Source organism: Arthrobacter sp. GAS37, from assembly GCF_044908325.1.
Lineage (GTDB): Bacteria > Actinomycetota > Actinomycetes > Actinomycetales > Micrococcaceae > Arthrobacter > Arthrobacter ramosus.
Map to the genome: position 1 here is coordinate 19,079 of NZ_JBIYDB010000038.1, position 22,710 is coordinate 41,788.

A 22,710-nucleotide genomic window follows, 5' to 3' on the forward strand; every position below is an offset into this window, starting at 1 on the left:
AGGACGCGCGACGGTAAGTGAGGTGGTACCGCGGTACCGGCGCTGTTGGAAACAACGGCCTGGCGCCGTCCTCGCATCCTGAATGAAACTTTGTGTTCACCGGCTCAACCCAGGATGAAGAGATGACGTATTACCCCAAGGCCTCCGCGGCACTTTCAGGCACAGCTCCGTCCGGCGCTTCCACGGGAGTGTCCGCCTCCGTGAAGTTCCCGGAGATCGAAGAGCGCATCCTCAAATACTGGGATGAAGACGGCACCTTCCAAGCCAGCATCGACCAGCGCGATCCGGGCCACGACGGCAGCAACGAGTTCGTCTTTTACGACGGTCCTCCCTTCGCCAACGGGCTGCCCCACTACGGCCACCTCCTGACCGGCTACGCCAAGGACCTGGTAGGCCGTTACCAGACCCAGCGCGGCAAGCGCGTCGAACGGCGCTTCGGCTGGGATACCCACGGCCTGCCCGCCGAACTCGAAGCCATGAAGCAATTGGGCATGACGGACAAGACCCAGATCGAAGCGATGGGCATCGACAAGTTCAACGACGCGTGCCGTGCCTCGGTCATGAAGTACGCAGACGAATGGAAGAGCTACGTCACGCGCCAGGCACGCTGGGTGGACTTCGACAACGACTACAAGACCCTCAACGTCGAGTACATGGAGTCTGTCCTTTGGGCCTTCAAGCAGCTCCACGAGAAGGGCCTCACCTACAACGGGTACCGCGTCCTGCCGTACTGCTGGAAGGACGAGACGCCGCTGTCCAACCATGAACTGCGCATGGATGACGATGTCTACAAGAACCGCCAGGACCAGACCGTCACGGTGACCTTCCCCATCAAGGCAGGGGAGTCGGAACTCTCCAAGTCCCTTGAGGGTGTGCAGGCGCTCGCGTGGACCACGACCCCCTGGACACTGCCCACCAACCTGGCGCTCGCCGTCGGGCCTGACATCTCCTACGCGGTGGTTCCGGCCGGTCCCCACGGCATCAAGGCCGCCTCCGCGGAGGCTCCGGTGACGGGCAGCTTCCTGCTGGCTGCCGATCTCCTCGGCACCTACGCCAAGGACCTAGGGTACGACGACGGCGCTGCCGCCACCGCCGCTGTCACCGCCACCTTCACGGGCACCGAGTTGGCCGGCCTGGAGTACGAGCCGCTGTGGGACTACTTCTCCGACACCGAGAAGTACGGAACGCAGAACGGCTGGCGTTTCCTCGTGGCGGACTACGTCACCACCACCGACGGCACGGGCATCGTCCACCAGGCTCCGGCCTACGGCGAGGACGACCAGAAAGTCTGTGAGGACGCGGGCATCCCCGTGGTGCTTTCCGTCGACGAAGGCGCCAAATTCCTCCACCTGTTCGCGCACGGACCCCTTGCCGAAATCTCCGGATTGCAGGTGTTCGACGCCAACAAGCCGATCACGCAGGCACTGCGTTCCGGCGGTCGCCTGGTTCGCCAGGCCAGCTACGAGCACAGCTACCCGCACTGCTGGCGCTGCCGCAACCCCTTGATCTACCGTGCCGTGTCTTCCTGGTACGTGGAGGTCACCAAGTTCAAGGACCGGATGTCCGAACTGAACCAGGAGATCAACTGGATCCCGGGCAACGTCAAGGACGGACAGTTCGGCAAGTGGCTAGCCAACGCCCGCGATTGGTCCATCAGCCGCAACCGTTACTGGGGCTCGCCCATCCCGGTGTGGCAGTCAGATGACCCCGAGTACCCGCGCACGGACGTTTACGGCTCGCTCGCCGAGATTGAGGCCGATTTTGGCCGCCTTCCGATGAACAACGACGGCCAGGTTGACTTGCACCGCCCGTTCATCGACGAACTCACCCGGCCCAACCCGGACGACCCGCGCTCTCCTGAAGAGGGCCAGTCCACCATGCGCCGAGTCGAGGACGTCCTGGACGTCTGGTTCGACTCGGGTTCCATGCCCTACGGCCAGGTGCACTATCCGTTCCAGAACGAGGAATGGTTCGACACCCACAACCCGGCCGACTTCATCGTCGAGTACATCGGGCAAACCCGCGGCTGGTTCTACATGCTGCACATCCTGTCCACGGCACTCTTCGACCGGCCGGCCTTCCGCAATGTGATCAGCCATGGCATCGTCCTGGGCTCTGACGGGCAGAAGATGTCCAAGAGCCTGCGCAACTACCCGGACGTCTCCGAGGTCCTGGACCGCGACGGCTCCGACGCCATGCGGTGGTTCCTGATGTCCAGCCCCATCCTCCGTGGCGGCAACCTCGTGGTCACCGAACAAGGAATCCGCGACGGCGTCCGCCAGGTCATCCTGCCGCTCTGGAACGTCTACAGCTTCTTCACGCTGTACACGAACGCCAGCAATGGCGGCGCCGGCTATGACGCCAAACTGCGCTACGACGGCTACACGGACACCCTGGACCAGTACTTGCTGGCAAACACCGGCGACCTCGTCCGCAACATCACCTCCAGCCTGGACGAATACGACATTTCCGGAGCCTGCGATGAACTGCGCAGCTACCTGGACATGCTCACCAATTGGTACGTCCGCCGCAGCCGTCAGCGCTTCTTCGACGAGAACACCGACGCCTTCGATGCGCTCCACACGGCCCTCGAAGCAGTCTGCCGTGTCTCTGCGTCGCTGCTGCCCCTCGTTTCCGAGGAGATCTGGCGAGGCCTGACCGGCGGGCGCTCCGTGCACTTGGCTGACTGGCCCGAGGCCTCGCTGTTCCCGGCCAACCCGGGACTTGTAGAAGCCATGGACCGGGTCCAGCAGATCTGCTCCACCGGTTCCAGCCTGCGCAAGGCCGCCAACCTTCGCGTTCGCCTGCCGCTGCAGGAGCTCACGGTCGTGGCACCCGGTGCGGATGCGCTGGAAGGCTTCGCCGCCGTCGTCGCGGATGAACTGAACCTGCGTTCCGTCCGGCTCCTGGATGCCGCTACGGCGTCGCCGGAGGAATTCGGCATCGAGCAGAAACTCGTGGTCAATGCCCGCGCGGCAGGTCCGCGACTGGGCAAGAATGTCCAGCAGGCCATCAAGGGTTCCAAGTCCGGCGACTGGTCTGTTTCCGATGGTGGAGTGGTCACGGCGGGTGGACTCGAGCTGGAACCGCAGGAGTACACGCTTGAGACCGTCGTCGCGGAATCTGCTGACGGTTCGTCCGCGGCCGTCGCTGTCCTTCCGGGCGGTGGCTTCGTGGTCCTCAACACCGAAGTCACTCCGGAACTGGCTGCCGAGGGCCTGGCGCGCGACATGGTCCGTGCCATCCAGCAAGCACGCAAGGACGCAGGACTCAACGTGAGCGACCGCATCCACACCACGGTCCTGGCCGTCCACGACGTTGTTGATGCCTTGCGCGCCAATGAAGACTTGGTCAAGACCGAAACCCTGTCCCTCCAGCTCGACCCCGTCGTCTCCGGCGACGCCGCCGAGCCGCAGATCACCGTTACCAAGATCGAGGCCTAGTACATGAGCGACGAATTCTCCGTAGAAAGCGTCTACGCCGAACTCCTGGGCCGCGCCCCGGAAAACAAAATGGAGCCGCGGCTGGCGCCCCTCTACCGGGCGATGGATGTGCTGGGGGAGCCCAACAAGGCGTTCCCGATCATCCACATCACGGGCACCAATGGCAAGACCTCCACCGCCCGCATGATCGAAGCGGGGCTTCGCGCCCACGGCTTGAGCACTGGCCGCTACACGAGTCCGCACCTGTCGAAGGTCACCGAGCGCATCAGCATCGACGGCGAGCCGGTGTCGGATGAGACCTTTGTCCGGATCTGGGACGAGATCCGTCCGTACCTCGAGATCGTGGACAAGGAACTCGAAGCCGATGGCCAGCCCAGGCTCACGTACTTCGAGTGCCTCACCATCCTGGGCTTCGCGATCTTCGCTGACCAACCCGTCAACGTCGCCGTGATTGAAGTGGGGCTGGGCGGCATCACCGATGCCACGAATGTAGGCGACGGGCAGGTCTCCGTGGTGACGCCGATTTCGCTCGACCACACGGATCTCCTCGGCGACACCACCGAGGATATCGCCCGTGAGAAGGCTGGAATCATCAAGCCTGGCGGCTTCCTGGTCAGCGCGGCCCAGCCCGTGGACGCCGCCCAGGTGCTCCTGGAGAAGGCTCGCGAGGTTGGGGTGCCGTTCCGTTTCGAAGGTGTCGAATTCGGCGTCGAGTCCCGCAGCGTGGCCGTCGGAGGCCAGGTGCTGACCATCCAGGGGCTCGCGGGCCGCTATGAGGACCTGCTGCTGCCCTTGCATGGCGCCCACCAGGCCGAGAACGCGGCAGTCGCCGTCGCTGCCCTGGAGGCCTTCTTCGGTGGAGGCGAAAAAGAGCTCGACGGCGACCTTCTGCGCGAGGCTTTCGGCAACGTCACGTCGCCCGGCCGTCTTGAGGTGGTGCGCACCGCTCCCACGATCATCGTGGATGCGGCACACAACCCTGATGGCATCCGCGTCTCAGCCGAGGCAATCGAAGAGGCCTTCAGCTTCAGCAAGCTGGTGGTGGTCCTCGGTGTCCTGAAGGAAAAGGACGCGGAAGAAATCCTGCGGCAGCTCAAGGAATCCCTGGGCGGACTGGCAGAGGAATTCTGTTTCACGCAGTCGAGCTCGCCGCGGGCCATCCCGGCCGCCCAACTGGCCGATCTCGCCGTCGACCTTGGCTTCGGTGCGGACAACGTCCACATTGCCGAGAAGCTGGATGACGCGATCGAGTGGGCTGTGGAGCGCGCCGAAGCCAACGATGACCTGGCCGGCGGGGTACTCGTCACGGGTTCCATCACCGTGGTGGCCGAAGCCCGCATGCTCCTCGGGAAGGTTGGTTCCTGAGCATGGCCAAACTCACCAAAGCCCAGCGCGAATGGCGGCCCGGGATGCCCAAGAAGCGCCGCTCCACCAAGGTGATGTTCGCTTCGACCGTTCTGCTTCTGGAGGCCTTCGTGGCGTTCTTCGCCACCTTGGCTGTCTTCGGACTGAAGCGTGGCGAGGTGCAGCCGGCTCTGATCCTGACTTTCGGAATCACCCTGAGCCTTGTGCTGATCCTGGCTTGTGCCGTCCTCAGCAAGCCGTGGGGCATCGGTCTCGGCTGGGTATTGCAGCTGGTCTTGATTCTGTCCGGCTTCGTCGAGCCCACGATGTTCGTGGTGGGAATCCTCTTCGCGGCCTGCTGGTGGTACGGCATCCGTGCCGGCATGCGGATCGACCGCGAGAACGCCCAGCGCGATCGTGAGCAAGCCGAGTGGAACGCTTCGCACGGGGAAGACTCTGCCGGGCAGTCCGCCTGAGCGAAACCCCGTAAACTGGCTGGGAAACCCACACACTCAACATTGGAGCAACCGTGAGCATTGAGCGCACCCTTGTACTGATCAAGCCCGACGGCGTCGCCCGAAACTTGAGCGGCAGCATCCTCGCCCGCATCGAGTCCAAGGGATACTCTTTGGTCGAATTGAAGAAGGTCAACGCCAGCCGCGAGCTGCTGGAGCAGCACTACGAAGAGCACCTGGGCAAGCCGTTCTACGAGCCGCTGGTTGAGTTCATGCTCAGCGGCCCGGTTGTCGCTGCCATCTTCGAGGGCCACCGCGTGATCGAAGGCTTCCGTTGCCTTGCGGGAACCACGGACCCGACGACGGCGGCACCGGGCACCATCCGCGGCGACTTCGGCCGCGACTGGGGCCTGGCTGTGCAGCAGAACCTGGTCCACGGTTCCGACTCGGTGGATTCCGCCGAGCGCGAGATCAAGATCTGGTTCGGCGCGTAGTTTACCGCCAAGGCGAAAGCGGAAGGGGCCCTTGTTCAAGGTGAACAAGGGCCCCTTCTGCTGTTAATGCCTCAGTTAAGGGATAAGTGCTCAGTAACCGGACGTGCCGATGAAGACATTGATGAAGGCGAAGAAAATGCTCGCGATCACGGCAACGTAGAGCAGTGCGGAAATGATCCAACCGGATTCGCTGAGGATCCTGGCCAGGCCTGCGGGGGCTGGAATGACCCCGTGCGTCACGTTCCTGATAGTCACGAAGACGAAGAGCGGGATCATGCATGCCCACACCACCATGCAGAACGGGCACAGGATGTGAATGACATACAGTGCCTGGGACCACAGCCAGACGATGAAGATGAACCCCAGTGTGACGCCCGTCTGCAGTCCGATCCAGTACCAGCGGGCGAACTTGGCCCCGGCAAAGATCGCCATGGCGGTGGTGATGATCACGGTGAAGGCAACAATGCCGATGAACATGTTGGGGAAACCGAAAACCGAACTCTGCGGTGTCTTCATGACGCTGCCGCAGGACACCCACGGATTGAGGTCGCAGGCCGTTATGTGGTTGGGGTCGATCAGGACCTGCAACTTTTCCAGCACGAGCGCCCCTGATGCCAGCCACGCTATGGCGCCGGTGGCGAGCAAGAGCCACGCAAAGGGGCGGTCGCGGACCATGCGGGGCATGGCTGCGTCGGCGGCGTTCCTCCCGGTTTTCTCCTGCCGGACGGAGCGGGCATCGTTATTGGCCAGGTTCGGGCTGGCGGGGCTCGGCATGGTTGGCTGTCCTTTTCTGGATGGCCCGGCGCAGGACCGGGGACTGCTCTTGGGAGGATTCTAGCCGCGACGGCTGGAGGACGCGTCCAGCCAGGGCGGCGGCACGGAAGCTTTCAGGGCGTGCTTCCTGCCGGGAGTGCGGGCGTGTGAGAGAATGAACATGGCCGGAAGCCGATCCACATGCGGAATCCGGTCCGGTATCTTGTTCCCAAGACCGCCAGTCATATGCAGGGCATGCCCAGGATCCAATGATCCCCGGTAGGGCCGCAGTGGCAATGGACGGCACCTGGTTGTGGCATTAGAACAACGGGTTTGGAGCGAAGCCGGCTTTCCGTGGATGCCGCACCCCCATGCTGGTGCGAACCGGAAAGACTACTACTGACTTCTGTCAACGCCTGCGGGTTTTGACAATATTGCCCCTCTGGGCACCGGATGTGGCGGTTGCGCAAGGGCAGGAGTGTTGCCACATATGGATAACGAGCAAGTTGTAGCCGCCGCCGAAGATGCGGCGTCCACCGAGACCACCGAAGCACCCAAAAAGGTTACCCGCACCCGCCGCAAGGCGGCACCGAAGACGGTCGCCGCGGATGAAGCCCCCGACGCCGGAGCTGCCGCAGCCGCCGCTGAGCCCCTCGCCGAAGCGACGGACATCGAAGCGCCCAAGGCTCCTGTCCGGCGCACCAGGGCTCGAAAGAAGGTCGAAACTCCCGAGCCGCTGCCAGGTTTCGCTGCAGAAGCTTCCACGGAAGGTCGCGAGGCGCCGGAGGTTCCCGTCGTCGAGGCTGAAATGGCGGCGGGGGCCGAAGCTGCCCCCGAAAAGCCAGTCCGCCGCCGTCGTACGACGAGGGCAAAGAGCGCCGAGCCCGTCGCTGAAGAAGCCCCGGTTGAAACGCCGGCTGCTGAGGTTGCGGCCGAGGAAACCACTGCGGAGCCGCAGGCTGCGGAGATTGCGCCCGAGGAAAGCACCGAGGAGCCGGCCGTCGAGGCGGAAGCTGCAAGCCCGATCGCTTCGCTGTTCCTGGAACCTGGGTCCGTCACCTCCATGATCTTCCAGGCACCGGACTTGAGCGCAGTTGCCAGGCCGGCCGTCGTCGAAGAAGAACCGCAGGCTGACGCTGAAGAAGTTTCCGAGGACAACGAACTGGACGAAGCCGGCAGCCGCCGTCGGCGTCGCAGCCGTGGGCGTCGTGGACGCCGGGGCAACGAGCGTGATGAAGCCGCGGGAGAAGAAACGTCCGCGGAGTCCGAGGACGAGGCAGAAGCCGGTACTGAGGAAGTCCTCGAAGAAGGCGTGACTTCCCGCCGTCGTCGGCGTCGCCGTCGTGGCGATCAGGACTTGGAGCTGACGGGCGGCGGAGACGACGATCCCCCCAACACCGTCACCCGTGTCCGCGCTCCCCGCGCGCACGTTGAGTCCACCACCGGCTCCGACCGCGTGACGAGCGTCAAGGGCTCCACCCGCCTTGAAGCCAAGAAGCAGCGCCGCCGCGAGTCCCGCGAGACCGGCCGCCGCCGCCAGGTCATCACCGAGGCCGAATTCCTGGCCCGCCGTGAGTCCGTCGACCGCCAAATGATCGTCCGCCAGCGCGACGACAGGATCCAGATCGGCGTCCTGGAAGACGGCGTGCTCGCGGAGCACTTCGTGTCGAAGACACAGCAGGATTCCCTGATCGGCAACGTCTACCTGGGCAAGGTCCAGAACGTGCTGCCGTCGATGGAAGCTGCGTTCGTGGACATCGGACGCGGCCGCAACGCCGTGCTGTACGCCGGTGAAGTCAACTGGGATGCCGTTACCCTGGAAGGCAAACCTCGCCGCATCGAAAACGCCCTGAAATCAGGCGATTCCGTGCTGGTCCAGGTCACCAAGGACCCCGTGGGCCACAAGGGCGCACGCCTGACGAGCCAGATTTCGCTTCCTGGCCGCTACCTTGTGTACGTGCCCGGCGGTTCAATGACCGGTATTTCCCGCAAGCTGCCCGACGTCGAGCGCAACCGTCTGAAGAAGATCCTCAAGGATCGCCTCCCGGAGAACGCGGGCGTCATTGTCCGCACCGCCGCCGAGGGTGCTTCCGAGGAAGAGCTGACGCACGATATCAACCGCCTGCGGGCCCAGTGGGAAGGCATCGAAAGCCAGTCCACCTCCACCAAGGTCCTGGCCCCGGAAGTGCTGTACGGCGAACCGGACCTCACCATCAAGGTTGTCCGCGACGTCTTCAACGAGGACTTCTCCAAGCTCATCGTCTCCGGCGATGAAGCCTGGGACACCATCGAGGCCTACGTCACCTATGTGGCGCCCGATCTGGTGGGACGCCTCGAAAAGTGGACCTCGGATCAGGACATTTTCTCGGCATGGCGCGTGGACGAACAGATCCACAAGGCATTGGAGCGCAAGGTCTTCCTGCCCTCCGGTGGTTCGCTCGTGATCGACCGCACCGAGGCCATGACGGTTGTTGACGTCAACACTGGGAAGTTCACCGGCAGCGGTGGCAACCTTGAGGAAACCGTCACCAAGAACAACCTTGAGGCTGCCGAGGAAGTGGTGCGCCAGCTTCGCTTGCGCGATATCGGCGGAATCATCGTCATCGACTTCATCGACATGGTCCTGGAATCCAACCGCGATCTCGTGTTGCGCCGCATGGTCGAGTGCCTCGGCCGGGACCGCACCAAGCACCAGGTCGCCGAAGTGACGTCGCTTGGATTGGTGCAGATGACCCGCAAGCGCATGGGCACCGGCCTGCTTGAGGTCTTCGGCGAGCAGTGCGAAACGTGCGCCGGTCGTGGAATCGTCACGCACGACGAGCCTGTGGAGCACCGTCGGGCCAACGTGGTGGCCGCTGAACACCACCACCCGCGGACGGAATCACAGCCGGCCGTCCGCCCGGAGCAGCGCAAGCGTCGCCGCGGCAGGGGGACAGGGCAGGGGACGGCCGAGCTTCCGATCACCCCTCCTGTTCCGGTCCATACAGTGGAATCCACTGATCCGAATCGCCAGGCGGCCACCCGCGCAGCCCTTGCCACCATCGCGGCTGCAGCCCACGCTGCCCACCTGCACGACGACGAGCTCCACCACGCGGCGGAATTGCTCGCCGACCGGCACGTAGCGGAAGCCACCCCGGTCCAGGCCCCGGCGGCCCCGGTCCAGGCTCCCGCCGCTGCTTCGAGTAGCGAGGAACGTTCGAAGCCTGTGCTGCGATTCGGCGGCGAGGAAGTTGCGTTGCCCTTCGTCCACCACGAAGAGGAGCCGGCGAGTGGTGCACCTGCCATGAGCCTGGATCTGTTGGCACAGGCATTCGCGGGCCTTGGAGAAGCTCCGGACACCGCGGCGACGGCAACAGAAGCCAAGGAAGCGCCCGCAGGTGCCCCCGCGGGCGTTGCAAGCAGAGAATCCGGGGAATCGGGTTCGCGTGGACGCCGAGGCCGCCGCAACCGTAGTGCCAGCCGGGCCCAGGGTTCCGCCAACGCCACCAACGTGGAGCACCACGAGGTTGCCGCGGCTGCCTCCGGTGGGGCCGCGCACGAGGCCAAGGCGACGGACGCGGCTCCCGCGAAGGCGACGGCGGCAGCGGAACCGATCATCCTCGGAGTCGGCGTGCCCAAGTCCGAACTCTAAGCGCAGTACCCTGTCCGAAGCCCCGGCCGTTTCCGCTCCTGTGGAAACCGCCGGGGCTTCGGCGTTGCCGGCCAATCCACCGGACCTCCCCACAGTGCGGTTGCAAAGGGGGATTTCAGCGGGCGAGGTGTGATCCGGGTTAAGCTAGGGGACTGACACGGGGTGCCGCGCACCAAGCCGGCTGAGACCAGACCCGTTGAACCTGTCCGGTTAGCACCGGCGAAGGGATGTCTCGCATGACAGTTTCGGCGCAATCAGCCGTCTACCCGCTCAAGGCCGTCCGGCGACCTATCCCGAGGGTCCTCAGCATTGCCGGCTCGGATCCTTCGGGTGGTGCCGGGATCCAGGCAGACCTGAAGAGCATCGCGGCCAACGGCGGCTATGGCATGGCCGTCATCACGGCGCTCACCGTGCAGAACACCCAGGGAGTCACTGCCGTCCACGTGCCTCCCGTGGAGTTCCTGCGCCAGCAGTTGGACGCCATTAGCGACGACGTCACGGTTGATGCCGTCAAGATCGGCATGCTCGGGGACGCGGCGGTCATCCACGAAGTCCGCCGCTGGCTCGGCGAGGCGCGTCCCGCCGTCGTCGTGCTGGATCCGGTGATGATCGCCACCAGCGGCGACCGGCTCCTGGCGGAGTCTGCTGAAACTGCCCTGCGGGAACTTCTGCCCCTCGCTGACTTGGTGACCCCCAACCTTCCTGAATTGGCCATGCTGCTTGGCGAACCTGAAGCCACTGACTGGGCATCGGCGTTGGAGCAAGGCAAACGCCTGGCTGCCGCCTGTGGGAACACCGTCCTGGTGAAGGGTGGCCATCTTCAGGGAGCCGGCTGCCCCGACGCCCTGGTCAACACCGGGGGAGTCCTGAGCCAGGACGTGGTGGAATTCGCCGGCCAACGCGTGGAGACCCGCAACAGCCATGGCACGGGGTGTTCCCTGTCGTCGGCGATGGCGACGGCCAAGGCGCGGCTCGGCGATTGGGAGTCCGCCTTGCGTGTGGTCAAGCCTTGGCTTCAGGAGGCGCTGTCCCAGTCCGAGGTGCTGGAAGTGGGGAAGGGCAACGGGCCGATCCATCATTTCCACGCGCTCCAGCACGCCCTTCAACCGGGCGATTTTGCCGTCCGGATGTGGGACGCCGCCCAAACGGAACTTGGGGCCATTTATGGCTTGGACTTCATCCAGGATTTGCAATCCGGTGGGCTCAGCGAAGCGCAATTCAGCTATTACCTGTCGCAGGATGCCATCTATCTCAACGGCTATTCCCGGGTCCTGGCGCGGGCAAGCGCCCTCGCCCCAAGCGAAACCGAACAGCTGTTCTGGGCCCGCGGCTCGCAGATGTGCCTTGAAGTCGAGTCCGAGCTGCATCGGAATTGGCTCAGCGGACGCCAGGTAAGCGGAGAGCTGGGCCCGGTCACCAAGGCCTACGTGGACCACTTGCTTGCGGCGTCGGCGTCGGGCAGCTATGCCGTCCTGCTGGCTGCCGTGCTGCCTTGCTACTGGTTGTACGCCGAGGTGGGACAGCAGCTCCACCATGGCTATATACAGGCGGGAGCGTCGGACGAGCACCCTTATGCGGACTGGCTGCGTACCTACGCAGACGAGGCGTTCGCCGAGGCCACGCGCAAGGCGATCGACATCACAGACGCCGCCGCGCAGGCCGCAACACCTGCGGAGCGTGCCGCCATGATGGAGGCGTTTGCCCAATCCTGCCGTTACGAAACGGCGTTCTTCGATGCTCCAAGGTTGCACGGCTGAACCCGGTTCCTGCCGGGGAAGGACAGGATGAAGCGCCCGTTCCGGCGGGCGCTGCAGCGTGTCGGACTGAGGATCCGAGCTTTTCCCGGCCGGCAGGGTAAGGTGGACGGGCACGGTACCGGGTGGCGCATAGCCAGTCTGTGGCAGTCATCACGTGGCAGCCCCCGGACCTGGCCTCATTTGCAGCCGAAGGCGAAACTAGCGTAATCTAGATCTTCGGTGCTTACGCCAACACTTGGGTTATGCCCCCAGAAACCGTTCATTTGGAACTGACCTTTCATTTGGAACTATTCGAGGGATGACTCATGGATTCCGTACCGGAGTCCACGGCGTTGAGGCACAGCGTGAACCAGGCCCGTTTTCGGATCGGGGTTCCGCACGCAAATTTAGTAATAAACGTCGAGAGAAGTGAGTGCCCAAGTGGTGTACGCGATTGTCCGCGCAGGCGGCCGCCAAGAAAAGGTTTCCGTTGGAGACTACGTAACCCTGAACCGCGTCCCCGGTGGAGCCGGCAGCACCCTTGAGCTGCCCGCACTGCTCCTGGTGGACGGTGACAAGGTCACCTCCGCTGCTGCGGATCTGGCCAAGGTCAAGGTTACGGCTGAGATCCTCGAAGACCTCCGTGGTCCGAAGATCGTCATCCAGAAGTTCAAGAACAAGACCGGCTACAAGAAGCGCCAGGGTCACCGTCAAGAACTGACCAAGATCAAGATCACCGGTATCAAGTAACCACTGGTTGCTGTTCAGGTTTTCAACAGATTCCCCAGAATTTTAAAGGCAGGCATTTCAAATGGCACATAAAAAAGGCGCGAGCTCCACTCGCAACGGTCGTGACTCCAACGCCCAGTACCTCGGCGTAAAGCGCTTCGGTGGCCAGGTCGTTTCCGCGGGCGAGATCATCGTCCGCCAGCGCGGCACCCACTTCCACCCGGGCGCCGGTGTCGGCCGCGGTGGCGACGACACCCTGTTCGCCCTGCAGGCAGGTGCGGTTGAGTTCGGTACTCGCCGCGGCCGTCGCGTAGTGAACATCGTTGCTGCTGCAGCTGCAGAGTAATAACACGTTCTGAACGGGTGGAGCGGGCCGTATGGCCCGCTCCATCTGTCTTTTTAACCGCACTAGAATTTACTAGGGCGGGCGGCGGCGCATCAGCCCGCAACACGCACTTCAAGCAGTAATTTCCACATAGAGGAGAAACACGTGGCGACCTTCGTAGACCGGGTAGTACTTCACGTATCCGGCGGAACAGGCGGCCACGGCTGTGTCTCTGTTAAGCGCGAGAAGTTCAAGCCCCTCGGCGGACCCGACGGCGGCAACGGCGGTAATGGCGGCGACGTCATCCTGCGCGTTGATGCCCAGACCACCACTTTGCTTGACTACCACCACGCACCGCACCGCCACGCAACCAACGGTGGCCCCGGCATGGGCGACTGGCGCGGCGGCAAGAACGGTGAAACCCTGGTGCTTCCCGTCCCGGACGGCACCGTGGTCAAGACCAAGGACGGCGTTGTCCTTGCTGACCTGGTAGGTGAAGGCACCGAGTTCATCGCCGCTGCAGGCGGCCTGGGCGGCCTTGGTAACTCTTCGTTGTCTTCGCAGAAGCGCAGGGCTCCCGGTTTCGCCCTCCTCGGCACTGAAGGCGACTCCAGCGACATCGTCCTGGAATTGAAGTCCATCGCGGACATCGCGCTGGTTGGCTTCCCCTCCGCAGGCAAGTCCAGCCTTGTCGCGGCGATGTCAGCGGCGCGGCCCAAGATCGCCGACTACCCGTTCACTACCCTGATCCCCAACCTTGGCGTGGTCCAGGCCGGTGAGGTCCGGTTCACCATTGCAGACGTTCCCGGGCTGATCGAGGGCGCGAGCGAGGGCAAGGGCCTCGGCCACAACTTCCTGCGCCACGTGGAGCGTTGTGCCGCGCTGGTGCACGTGCTGGACTGCGGAACCTTGGAAGCGGACAGGGATCCGCTCTCGGATCTTGCGATCATCGAGCAAGAGCTGGACAAGTACGCGGTGGACATGAGCTACGCCGGCGTTGACGGCGAAGTGGTCCCCCTGAACGAACGGCCCAAGCTTGTTGTCCTGAATAAGGTGGACCTGCCTGATGGTCGGGACATGGCCGAGTTCGTCCGTCCCGAACTGGAACAGCGCGGCTACCACGTCTTCGAAGTCTCCGCCACGAGCCATGAAGGCCTGCGCCAACTGAGCTTCGCCATGGGCGAGATCGTCATGGCCGCCCGCAAGGCCGTTGCTACTGCGCCTCCCAAGGTCGCAGCGCCCGTCCTCCGCCCTCGTGCGGTCAATGAGTCCGGCTTCAAGATCCGCCGCGAGGAAAAGAACCTTGAGCCGCTCTTCCGCGTGCTGGGGGAGAAGCCGGTCCGCTGGGTCAAGCAGACCGACTTCACCAACGAAGAAGCCATCGGCTACCTTGCCGATCGCCTGGCGAAGCTCGGCATCGAAAACGAGCTGTTCAAGATGGGTGCGATCCCGGGCGACACCGTCGTGATCGGCGAAGAGGACGGCGTCGTGTTCGACTGGGAGCCCACCATGATGGCGGGCGCCGAACTCCTGGCGACGCCTCGAGGAACCGACATCCGGGTTGCCGACATCGGCGACCGCCCCACGCGATCGCAGAAGCGCGATGAGCAGCTCGAGCGCCGCGAGGCAAAGGCTGCAGCGCGGGCCGAGCTTGAAGCCGAGCGCAAGGCGGGCATCTGGACTGAGTCCGTCAGCGGTCGTCGTCTACCCAAGCCCCTGAAGGAAAGCGGCCTGGAAGCCGAAAATGACGACTAGCACGGCCCGAATCGCTGACGTCACTGAAGGCGACGACGCCGCCGAACGCCAGGCACTGGCCGGCGCCAAGCGGATCGTCGTCAAGGTAGGTTCGTCCTCGCTGACCAGCATCAAAGGCGGCATCTCGGAGAAAGCGCTGACGGCACTCGTCCACGCCTTGGCCGAGAAGCGCAATTCCGGGACGGAGATCATCCTGGTCTCTTCCGGTGCCATCGCGGCGGGCCTGGCACCGCTCGGCCTCGCCAAGCGTCCCAAAGACCTCGCCACGCAGCAGGCTGCGGCCAGTGTGGGTCAAGGGCTTTTGATGGCGCGCTATTCGCAGGCTTTTTCTGCGCACGGGGTCACGGTCAGCCAAGTCCTGTTGACTGCGGATGACTTGATGCGGCGCACGCAGCACAGCAACGCATACCGGGCGCTGGACCGTTTGCTGAACCTCGGCGTCGTGCCCGTCGTGAACGAAAACGACACCGTGGCAACGCACGAAATCCGCTTCGGTGACAACGATCGTCTGGCCGCTTTGGTGGCGCACCTTGTGCGGGCGGATGCGCTGGTCCTGCTTTCCGACGTCGACGCCCTGTACGACGGTCCGCCGTCGTTGGGTGCCAAGCGCATTCCGCTCGTCACCGGTCCCGATGACCTCGTCGGGGTGACTATCGGCAAGGCCGGCAAGGCCGGCGTCGGAACCGGCGGCATGACCACCAAGGTGGAGGCGGCGTCCATCGCCGCAGGCTCCGGTATCCACGCCCTTGTGACGTCCACGGCCAATGCCGCCGCCGCGCTGGCAGGCGAGGACGTGGGAACGTGGTTCGCCATCAACGGCAACCGCAAACCCGTCCGGCTGCTGTGGCTGGCCCACCTCGCTTCGGTTCGGGGCCGTTTGGTGCTCGACGACGGCGCCGTCAAGGCCGTGCGCGACCGCCACACCTCGCTGTTGCCCGCCGGAATATCGTCGGTGCAGGGAGACTTCGAGCCGGGCGACCCCGTGGAGATGGTTTCCGCCGAGGGCACAGTGATTGCCAGGGGACTGGTGAACTACTCGGCGGAAGAGCTTCCCCGTATGCTTGGCCGTTCAACCAAGGAGCTCGCGAAGGACCTTGGCCGCGGATATGACCGCGTAGTTGTTCATGTTGACGACCTCGTACTGGTCCAGCAGGCCCGCTCCACTAAACTGGGAGAATGACTGAGGCCCTTACCCCTGATTCTCCTCTGATGACTGACGCCCTGGCTTCCGGCAATGCCGCCCAGGTGCCGGAAACTCCGGAGACGGGAAACGCGCCGCTCACCCCCGAGCAAGTAGAGGCGGCCGTGCATTCGATTGCGGACCGCTCACGGCATGCCGCCCGGCACATGGCCCAGGCGAACCGTGCCTGGAAGGACCGCGCCCTGCACGCGATCGGCGCAGCCCTCCGGGAACAGCAGGAGTCCATTCTCGCTGCCAACGCCAAGGATGTTGAGTCCGGCCGCAACAACGGAACCTCCGCAGCCATGCTGGACCGTCTCACCCTGACTTCCGCCCGCATCGACGGCCTTGTCGCGGCCCTTGAAAACCTGGCGGGCCTGCCCGATCCCGTGGGCAATGTCGTCCGAGGCCAGACCCTCCCCAACGGACTGCGCTTGCGCCAGGTCAATGTGCCCATGGGAGTAGTCGCGGCTATCTATGAGGCCCGCCCCAACGTCACGGTCGACATCGCCGGGCTCGCCTTGAAGAGCGGAAATGCGGTGATCCTGCGCGGCGGATCGGCTGCTGCCCACACCAACGCAGCCCTGGTGACCATCCTCCGCGATGCGTTGGAATCCGTGGGCCTTCCCGCCGACGCCGTTCAGAGCGTGGACCAATTCGGCCGCGAGGGCGCGAACGTCCTGATGCGTGCCCGCGGCCGGGTGGACGTGCTGATTCCCCGTGGTGGACGCGAGCTGATTCAGACTGTGGTGAACAACTCTTCCGTGCCCGTCATTGAGACCGGCGAAGGAAATGTGCATATCTTCATCGACGAGTCCGCCAGCGAAGAGATGGCCGTCGATATCCTGCTTAACGCCAAGACCCAGCGTCCCAGCGTTTGCAACACTGTGGAGACTCTCCTGGTGCACTCGAAATCCACCGTGCTGCCCGCTGTCGCCACCGCCTTGCGCTCTGCCGGGGTCACCCTGCATGTCGACTCCCGGATTCAAGCGGCGCTGTCCGGTTCCGTGGACACAGTCCCTGCCGACGACGTCGATTGGGCCACGGAATACATGGACCTTGACCTCGCCGTTGCCATGGTGGACAACCTCGACGAGGCAGTCGCGCACATCCGTAAATGGTCGACGGGCCACACGGAGGCCATCCTGACGAACAATCTGGCGAACGCCGAGAAGTTCATTGCGGACATCGACTCTGCGGCGGTCATTGTGAACGCTTCCACGCGTTTCACCGACGGAGGCGAGCTCGGCCTCGGTGCCGAGGTAGGAATCTCTACCCAGAAGCTGCACGCACGCGGTCCGATGGGCCTCACGGAGTTGACCACCACCAAGTGGATTGTCCAGGGTGAAGGCCAGGTCCGCGGCTAGCGACGCTGTAACATAGAACAGAAGTCCTGAACGGTGGGAGGATCCGCCGTCGAAATCCTTTGAACCGCTAGGGGAGAAAATGCAGTTTCAGCAGATCGCCATTTCAATTCTCACTCAAGGGGGCGAGAGCGAGGCGCCGGCGCCGTTGTGGGCTCCTCCTTTCGTCTTCGGCATCACCATCTTCTCCATCCTCCTGGTCCTGATGTTTGTGGCAGTCTCCTACACGAACCTTGGCAACCGTCACGACGCCGTTGACGAGCACTCGGATCCGCACCGCCAGCACCCGGCCAAGCACCCAGGGCTGGGTCACTAACATTTCCGCCGCAAAACCCTTCGAGGAAACGGGGCGCCGACTTCGCTTGGGCGTGATGGGTGGGACCTTCGATCCCATTCACCACGGCCACTTGGTTGCTGCCAGTGAGGTTGCTGCCAAGTTCCGCTTGGACGAGGTGGTCTTCGTGCCCACCGGACAGCCTTGGCAGAAATCGCACAAGCAGGTCAGCGAAGCCGAGCACCGGTACTTGATGACGGTCATTGCCACGGCTTCGAACCCCAATTTCACGGTGAGCCGCGTGGACGTGGACCGCCCCGGTCCCACGTTCACGATCGATACACTGCGGGATCTCCGGACCCAGCGGCCGGATGCGGACCTGTTCTTCATCACGGGCGCTGACGCCTTGGCGCAGATCCTGTCGTGGAAAGATGTCGATGAGCTTTGGTCCTTGGCGCATTTTGTCGGTGTCACCCGGCCCGGTCATGTTCTTGATGGCATGGGCAGGGAGGACGTCAGTCTGTTGGAAGTGCCCGCCATGGCGATTTCTTCGACGGATTGCCGTGCCCGCGTGGGTGCAGGCAATCCGGTCTGGTACCTCGTACCTGACGGAGTAGTGCAGTACATCGCCAAATACAGGCTGTACTCGGGCAAACCCGGCATGGGGGAGCCTCTGCATGCTATGACCGGACCAGAACACCAAGCCCGTACCGAGTGAGTTTTGAATGAGCCAGGAACAGCCCCCCATCCCTAGCCGGCGCGAGCTTCGACGAGCCCGGGACGCGCGCCTGGAAGAAACCGGCGCACGTCCCGCAGTAGCCGAGGCCGTTGCCTCCGACGATCCCAACCATGCGTCCGGTGGCGCTTCGGTCAATCGGGTGCGCCGGGTGGCCGATGCTCCTCTGGACGCCAAACCTGCCTCGGAACGTTCTTCCCAGGCGCGTGCACGCGACCGTGCCGCCCTCCGCGCCATCAAGGAACTCGCGGATAAGGAGCAGCAGCTTTCCCGCGGCGGCCCGCCCACGCGCCGTCAGTTGCGCCTCCAGGAATTGCAGGAAGAAGTTGCCCCGGGCACCTCGGCGATCCCCGTTGTCCCGGCACCAGGATCCGGGCCGAGGACATCGAGCGTCCCCGTCCAGACTTCCGGCAGGCAGCAGGCTGGCCCGGATCGCCCGGGCATATCGCCTGGCGGCGGTGTCCGCGTTACGGCGGGCCCTCCTCCCGGTGCGCCGGAAATGACCGTGGAGCAGGCCTTGATGGCCCGTGAGCTCCTTGCCGCCCAAGCGAACAATCAGTCCAACAAACTTGAGCACATCGCCGCAATGGAATCAGCGGTGCAGAAAGTCCCGGCCGCTGAATCCGGGGTTTCCGGTGCCGACGCTGAGCCGGCGGACCCAGAGGCTTTGGCCGAACAAATCGCCCAGGCTGAACGCGAGGCGATCCTCAACAAGAGGGCGATCGCCAAGCAGAAGCTAGCCGAGCAGAACAGCCGTCCTTCCGGTCCGGTCCGTGCCGAACCTTCCGTGGCCAGCAACCTGGCCATGGTGACGCCCCTTGAATTCGTGAAGGTTCCGGGACTCGAGCGTCCCGTCATGAAACCGCCCGGCACCACCTTTGTTCCTCTCGTGACCTCCCCTGCGCCGAAACTGAAGCCCGGGCAGTCGGCGTCGGGCAAGCCGCGCAGCCTGCGCGGCCGCGCAGGAGTGCTGGCGCGCGCGGAGGCCGCTGCGAAAGCGGCAGGTCGACGCCCGGCGTCGGACTCCGCACCAGATGGCGAAGCGTTCGCGGAAGCGGCCGAGCATCCGCCCATTTCGGCAAGTTCGGCTTACGGACTTGAACCGCTCGACGCCGCGACGGCGGGACTTGGGCGCGCCCAGCGTACCCGGCTTCTGGTCCTGGGACTCGTTGGCATCGGAGCCATCGCCCTGATTGCGGGCATCATCATGATCACCAGCGGACTTTCCCGCTGACCATAACGGCTTTTGCCACCAAACAGGCTTCGTTTATTCTCGAAGCCGCATACAAGGAGTCCCGTGACTGCACATGAACAATCCGTCCTCTTGGCCCGCCACGCCGCCCGCGCGGCAGCGGACAAGCTGGCCGAGGACATCATCGCCTTGGACGTCAGCGAACGTCTGGCCCTGACTGACGTCTTCCTGATCGCCTCGGCCCCGACCGAACGCCAGGTCAATGCCATCGTCGACGGCATTGAGGAAGAACTGCTCAAGCAGGATCTGCGCCCCGTCCGCCGCGAAGGGCGTTCCGAGGGGCGCTGGGTCCTATTGGACTACGCTGACATCGTGGTGCACGTCCAGCACTCCGAGGACAGGGTCTTCTACGCCTTGGAACGCCTGTGGAAAGACTGCCCGGTAGTGGATCTGGAGCTCGGTGACGACGCCTCGGCGAAGGCTCCCGCGGTCGAGGAATCCTAGGCTCCAGGCCGCAAACCAACTGAATATGCCCGATTTGGAATTTTCGGAAATGCTGTTCTAAGATATTTGAGTTGCTTCGGAGGAATCCGAAAACTGGACGGCATTTCAAGCCAGTTCACGGTTCGCGGAGCAGCGAAAATATGGGGCTGTGGCGCAGCTGGTAGCGCACCTGCATGGCATGCAGGGGGTCAGGGGTTCGAGTCCCCTCAGCTCCACCATGGAGGCCTTGCCTGGAACGTGAACTAGATTCATGTTCCGGGCAGGGCCTCAGTTTTGTGAAAGGGAATCACCTTAGCGGGTGGTTCCCTTTTTCGTGCCGTGGACGCGGAAGGCCCGGACCCGTCCTCGCTTGGCTGTTGAGTGTATGCAACAGTGGGCTCAGCACGCCTGCAACACTTTGCCAACCGATTACGGTTTACTATGAGGCATTACCGTCCGGCGGATCGCGGTCATTCGAGGGTCCATCGCCGAGCAGCCACCGACAATACAGGGGGATAGTCCTTGGTAACTATGGCCGATGTTGCGCGGGTAGCCCGCGTTTCCAGGAGCACCGTGTCCTACGCCCTCAGTGGTGTTCGGCCGATTGCACCCGAAACGCGCGAGCGCATCCTGAAGGCCATGGCCGACCTTGGCTATACGCCGAACCTGCTCGCCCAGGGTTTGGCCGGCAAGCGGACGGGCATCGTCTCCTTGATTTTCCCGGTCGGGGAGCAAGGCATGAACACCACGGAATTCGAATACGTTCAAGGTGCTGCCGAACAAGCGCGCGTCGACGGATACCATCTTCTTCTGTGGCCAATGGACCCCGACGACCTAGGCGAGATGCAGCGGATCGTTGCCCAGGGCCTGGTCGATGGAATCCTCCTTATGGAAGTCAGGTCATTCGACGAAAGAATTCCAGTCCTACTGGAAACGGGTGTTCCATTCGTCACGATCGGACGGCCAGCGGATGCCGCTGGCCTGACATTCGTCGACGCGGATTTTGAAGCCATGGGCGAGCTGGCAGTCTCGCACCTCGTCAGCCTGGGGCACACGGAAATCGGCCTCGTGACGCATTCGCGTGAGTCCCTGGACACCGGCTACGGCCCGATGGTCCGATCCTGGGATGCCGTGGCAGCTGCCGCGTCGCGGCACGGCATCACTGCTCGGCTGTTCCCAACCACGAGCTCACTCGCCGGTGGCCGCGAGGTGTTCGGACAAATTCTGGAAGTGTCCCCGGAGACCACCGGACTCGTGATGATCAACGAAGCGGCTACTGCTGGCCTTCTGGGTGCTGCGGCGGCCCACGGTTGGCGAGTCCCCGAGTTTCTCTCCCTTGTCGCGATCAACACCAGTGCCGGTTCCGCGGAGCGCTTCATGCCTGCCCTGACGACGGCGTCCGCCGAACCGAGGTTAATGGGGCGTGAGGCAGCACAATTCCTTTCCCGACGCCTGAAGAGTGAAGGCACGGATGCCCAGCAGTGGCTGGCAGAACCGGTGCTGACGTTGCGCGAAAGCACCGCCGTGGCACGCGCTACCCAGTCGTAGAATCACCTCGCCGGTTGGGGGTAATCCGCCAATTCGACGCAATCATTACGCGGTCCGATCACACGTGATTGTGACATTTGACACACCATTGCGCCGCCAACTACTGTCGAGCCATCGACCCGCGTCGACAAGGCGCGTCGACGAACGGCGATGAGATTCCTCCTGATACAACATGGCGGATGGTCACCGATCAGAGTTCCCGGAGACTAAGGAAGTAAGTCGTGCTTGGAATCATTCGGTACCAGTACTGCGTGTTGAAGATGCGGTCGATGTCACGCCCCGGAATAGTGCGAGGACAGGACCCGGAGACCGCCGCCTGCGTCTGAGTTTCAGGACCCTGCGCCCGAGAGGACAATGACGCCCGCTCGCAGTATGTAAGCGCTTGCCCTGTGCCGGTGGTAGCCGTAGAAGCCTCCTCACCCGGCGCCCTGGTGGCCTCACCCCTAGCCAACATCACCCTAATCATCACAACAACCTCTTGGAGGTACACCGCATGGAAACGTTGACCAAACCGGCCCTGTCCGCGTTCGAAGGTGGCCGGAAGTGAAAGCGATTCGACGGTTCACGGTCCGAACGGTTCTGCCGGAAGCAATCGCCCCATTGGCACGACTGGCGAAGAACTTGCGTTGGTCCTGGCATTTGCCGACGCGTGAACTGTTTTCCGCGCTGAATCCCGAGGCCTGGGAGCAAAGCAATCATGACCCCATGACCTTTCTGGGCCTGGTCAGCCGCGAAGAACTGCATGAACTCGCAGCGGATGGCGCAGTCATTGAGCGTGTCCAGCACGCGGCTGCGGACCTGGACCGGTACCTGAGCGAGCCGCGCTGGTACCAGGGACTGGGTCCGGATGCTCCGGCGTGCATCGCCTATTTCTCGCCGGAGTTCGGCATCACGGAGGTGCTCCCGCAGTATTCCGGCGGCCTCGGGATCCTGGCCGGGGACCACCTGAAAGCCGCCTCGGACCTGGGCGTGCCGTTGATCGGCGTCGGGCTGCTTTACCAGGCGGGCTACTTCAAGCAGTCCCTTTCCCGGGACGCCTGGCAGCAGGAAACCTACCCGGTCCTTGACCCGGACGGCCTGCCTCTGACAATGCTGCGTGAGGAAGACGGTTCGCCGGCGCTAGTCACACTTCCCCTGCCCGGTGACCGGACGCTGCGGGCGCACATCTGGCGGGCCGACGTCGGGCGCGTGCCGCTGCTGCTGCTCGACTCGAACGTTCCGGCCAACGACGACGCCGCGCGCGGGATCACGGACCGGCTCTACGGCGG

At 63.8% G+C, this 22,710-nt stretch carries 18 protein-coding genes, 1 tRNA gene and 1 riboswitch; of the genes, 18 read left to right on the top strand and 1 reads right to left on the bottom strand.

Features of this window, described 5'->3' with window-relative positions; all coding sequences use genetic code 11:
• Positions 1–122: 122 nt before the first annotated feature.
• The 4 genes from ileS to ndk are packed head-to-tail and all read left to right on the top strand — an operon-like array spanning position 123 to position 5,736.
• On the top strand, positions 123–3,443 hold the full coding sequence (gene ileS / locus ABH924_RS20575; protein WP_404501837.1) for an isoleucine--tRNA ligase: 3,321 nt from the start codon (positions 123–125) through the stop codon (positions 3,441–3,443).
• Between the two features lie 3 nt (positions 3,444–3,446).
• Positions 3,447–4,808: a bifunctional folylpolyglutamate synthase/dihydrofolate synthase gene (locus ABH924_RS20580; protein ID WP_404501815.1), complete on the top strand. Its 1,362-nt coding sequence runs from the start codon at positions 3,447–3,449 to the stop codon at positions 4,806–4,808.
• Between the two features lie 2 nt (positions 4,809–4,810).
• Positions 4,811–5,263, top strand: coding sequence for a DUF4233 domain-containing protein (locus ABH924_RS20585; RefSeq protein WP_404501817.1), 453 nt, complete (start codon positions 4,811–4,813; stop codon positions 5,261–5,263).
• 53 nt (positions 5,264–5,316) lie between these two features.
• Entirely contained in the window at positions 5,317–5,736 is a 420-nt protein-coding gene (ndk, locus tag ABH924_RS20590) for a nucleoside-diphosphate kinase (protein WP_404501819.1), read from the top strand.
• A gap of 90 nt (positions 5,737–5,826) precedes the next feature.
• On the opposite strand, the gene ABH924_RS20595 is transcribed toward ndk, so the two are convergent.
• Positions 5,827–6,510 carry a vitamin K epoxide reductase family protein gene (locus ABH924_RS20595; protein WP_404501821.1) on the bottom strand — a complete coding sequence of 228 codons (684 nt, stop codon included), beginning with the start codon at positions 6,508–6,510 and terminating at the stop codon, positions 5,827–5,829.
• A 469-nt stretch (positions 6,511–6,979) separates the two neighbouring features.
• Here ABH924_RS20595 and ABH924_RS20600 point away from each other — a divergent pair, with 469 nt between their 5' ends.
• From ABH924_RS20600 to ABH924_RS20665, 14 genes are all read left to right on the top strand, one after another.
• Positions 6,980–10,120 carry an Rne/Rng family ribonuclease gene (locus tag ABH924_RS20600; protein WP_404501823.1) on the top strand — a complete coding sequence of 1,047 codons (3,141 nt, stop codon included), beginning with the start codon at positions 6,980–6,982 and terminating at the stop codon, positions 10,118–10,120.
• A 148-nt stretch (positions 10,121–10,268) separates the two neighbouring features.
• A riboswitch (TPP riboswitch) is annotated at positions 10,269–10,365 on the top strand.
• Positions 10,357–11,877 carry a bifunctional hydroxymethylpyrimidine kinase/phosphomethylpyrimidine kinase gene (gene thiD, locus ABH924_RS20605; protein WP_404501825.1) on the top strand — a complete coding sequence of 507 codons (1,521 nt, stop codon included), beginning with the start codon at positions 10,357–10,359 and terminating at the stop codon, positions 11,875–11,877. Its footprint overlaps the riboswitch before it by 9 nt.
• Positions 11,878–12,297: 420 nt before the next feature.
• The gene (rplU, locus tag ABH924_RS20610) at positions 12,298–12,606 is read left to right on the top strand and encodes a 50S ribosomal protein L21 (RefSeq protein WP_028267456.1); all 309 of its coding nucleotides are present in this window, start codon (positions 12,298–12,300) and stop codon (positions 12,604–12,606) included.
• A gap of 61 nt (positions 12,607–12,667) precedes the next feature.
• Complete coding sequence (gene rpmA, locus ABH924_RS20615; RefSeq protein ID WP_003803426.1) at positions 12,668–12,931, top strand: 50S ribosomal protein L27; 264 nt, start codon at positions 12,668–12,670, stop codon at positions 12,929–12,931.
• Positions 12,932–13,075: 144 nt separating this feature from the next.
• Positions 13,076–14,665, top strand: coding sequence for a GTPase ObgE (obgE, locus tag ABH924_RS20620; protein WP_404501827.1), 1,590 nt, complete (start codon positions 13,076–13,078; stop codon positions 14,663–14,665).
• On the top strand, positions 14,655–15,845 hold the full coding sequence (proB, locus tag ABH924_RS20625) for a glutamate 5-kinase (RefSeq protein ID WP_404501829.1): 1,191 nt from the start codon (positions 14,655–14,657) through the stop codon (positions 15,843–15,845). The genes obgE and proB overlap by 11 nt, the downstream gene beginning before the upstream one ends.
• Positions 15,842–17,212 (top strand): glutamate-5-semialdehyde dehydrogenase, encoded by a 1,371-nt coding sequence (locus tag ABH924_RS20630; RefSeq protein WP_404501831.1) that lies wholly within the window; start codon positions 15,842–15,844, stop codon positions 17,210–17,212. Before proB ends, ABH924_RS20630 begins: the two co-directional genes overlap by 4 nt.
• A 79-nt stretch (positions 17,213–17,291) precedes the next feature.
• A complete protein-coding gene (locus ABH924_RS20635; RefSeq protein WP_234749826.1) occupies positions 17,292–17,525 on the top strand; it encodes a hypothetical protein in 234 nt (77 codons plus the stop codon).
• A gap of 46 nt (positions 17,526–17,571) precedes the next feature.
• On the top strand, positions 17,572–18,201 hold the full coding sequence (nadD, locus tag ABH924_RS20640) for a nicotinate-nucleotide adenylyltransferase (protein ID WP_268818916.1): 630 nt from the start codon (positions 17,572–17,574) through the stop codon (positions 18,199–18,201).
• Between the two features lie 7 nt (positions 18,202–18,208).
• Positions 18,209–19,453 carry a hypothetical protein gene (locus tag ABH924_RS20645; protein ID WP_404501833.1) on the top strand — a complete coding sequence of 415 codons (1,245 nt, stop codon included), beginning with the start codon at positions 18,209–18,211 and terminating at the stop codon, positions 19,451–19,453.
• Between the two features lie 63 nt (positions 19,454–19,516).
• Positions 19,517–19,915 (top strand): ribosome silencing factor, encoded by a 399-nt coding sequence (gene rsfS, locus ABH924_RS20650; protein ID WP_059389355.1) that lies wholly within the window; start codon positions 19,517–19,519, stop codon positions 19,913–19,915.
• 142 nt (positions 19,916–20,057) lie between these two features.
• A tRNA-Ala gene (locus ABH924_RS20655) sits at positions 20,058–20,133 on the top strand.
• Between the two features lie 292 nt (positions 20,134–20,425).
• Positions 20,426–21,442: a LacI family DNA-binding transcriptional regulator gene (locus ABH924_RS20660; RefSeq protein ID WP_404501839.1), complete on the top strand. Its 1,017-nt coding sequence runs from the start codon at positions 20,426–20,428 to the stop codon at positions 21,440–21,442.
• Between the two features lie 543 nt (positions 21,443–21,985).
• A partial coding sequence (locus tag ABH924_RS20665; protein ID WP_404501835.1) for a DUF3417 domain-containing protein occupies positions 21,986–22,710 on the top strand: 725 nt, incomplete at its 3' end.

What these genes read in the sequence shown, in the direction of transcription:
- ABH924_RS20600 (WP_404501823.1), top strand. Translation starts at nt 6,980, where the DNA reads ATGGATAACGAGCAAGTTGTAGCCGCCGCCGAAGATGCGGCGTCCACC.
- ABH924_RS20635 (WP_234749826.1), top strand. Translation starts at nt 17,292, where the DNA reads ATGCAGTTTCAGCAGATCGCCATTTCAATTCTCACTCAAGGGGGCGAG.
- proB (WP_404501829.1), top strand. Translation starts at nt 14,655, where the DNA reads ATGACGACTAGCACGGCCCGAATCGCTGACGTCACTGAAGGCGACGAC.
- ABH924_RS20645 (WP_404501833.1), top strand. Translation starts at nt 18,209, where the DNA reads ATGAGCCAGGAACAGCCCCCCATCCCTAGCCGGCGCGAGCTTCGACGA.
- ABH924_RS20580 (WP_404501815.1), top strand. Translation starts at nt 3,447, where the DNA reads ATGAGCGACGAATTCTCCGTAGAAAGCGTCTACGCCGAACTCCTGGGC.
- ABH924_RS20595 (WP_404501821.1), bottom strand. Translation starts at nt 6,510, where the DNA reads ATGCCGAGCCCCGCCAGCCCGAACCTGGCCAATAACGATGCCCGCTCC.
- thiD (WP_404501825.1), top strand. Translation starts at nt 10,357, where the DNA reads ATGACAGTTTCGGCGCAATCAGCCGTCTACCCGCTCAAGGCCGTCCGG.
- rpmA (WP_003803426.1), top strand. Translation starts at nt 12,668, where the DNA reads ATGGCACATAAAAAAGGCGCGAGCTCCACTCGCAACGGTCGTGACTCC.
- ABH924_RS20585 (WP_404501817.1), top strand. Translation starts at nt 4,811, where the DNA reads ATGGCCAAACTCACCAAAGCCCAGCGCGAATGGCGGCCCGGGATGCCC.
- ABH924_RS20630 (WP_404501831.1), top strand. Translation starts at nt 15,842, where the DNA reads ATGACTGAGGCCCTTACCCCTGATTCTCCTCTGATGACTGACGCCCTG.
- ABH924_RS20660 (WP_404501839.1), top strand. Translation starts at nt 20,426, where the DNA reads ATGGCCGATGTTGCGCGGGTAGCCCGCGTTTCCAGGAGCACCGTGTCC.
- ileS (WP_404501837.1), top strand. Translation starts at nt 123, where the DNA reads ATGACGTATTACCCCAAGGCCTCCGCGGCACTTTCAGGCACAGCTCCG.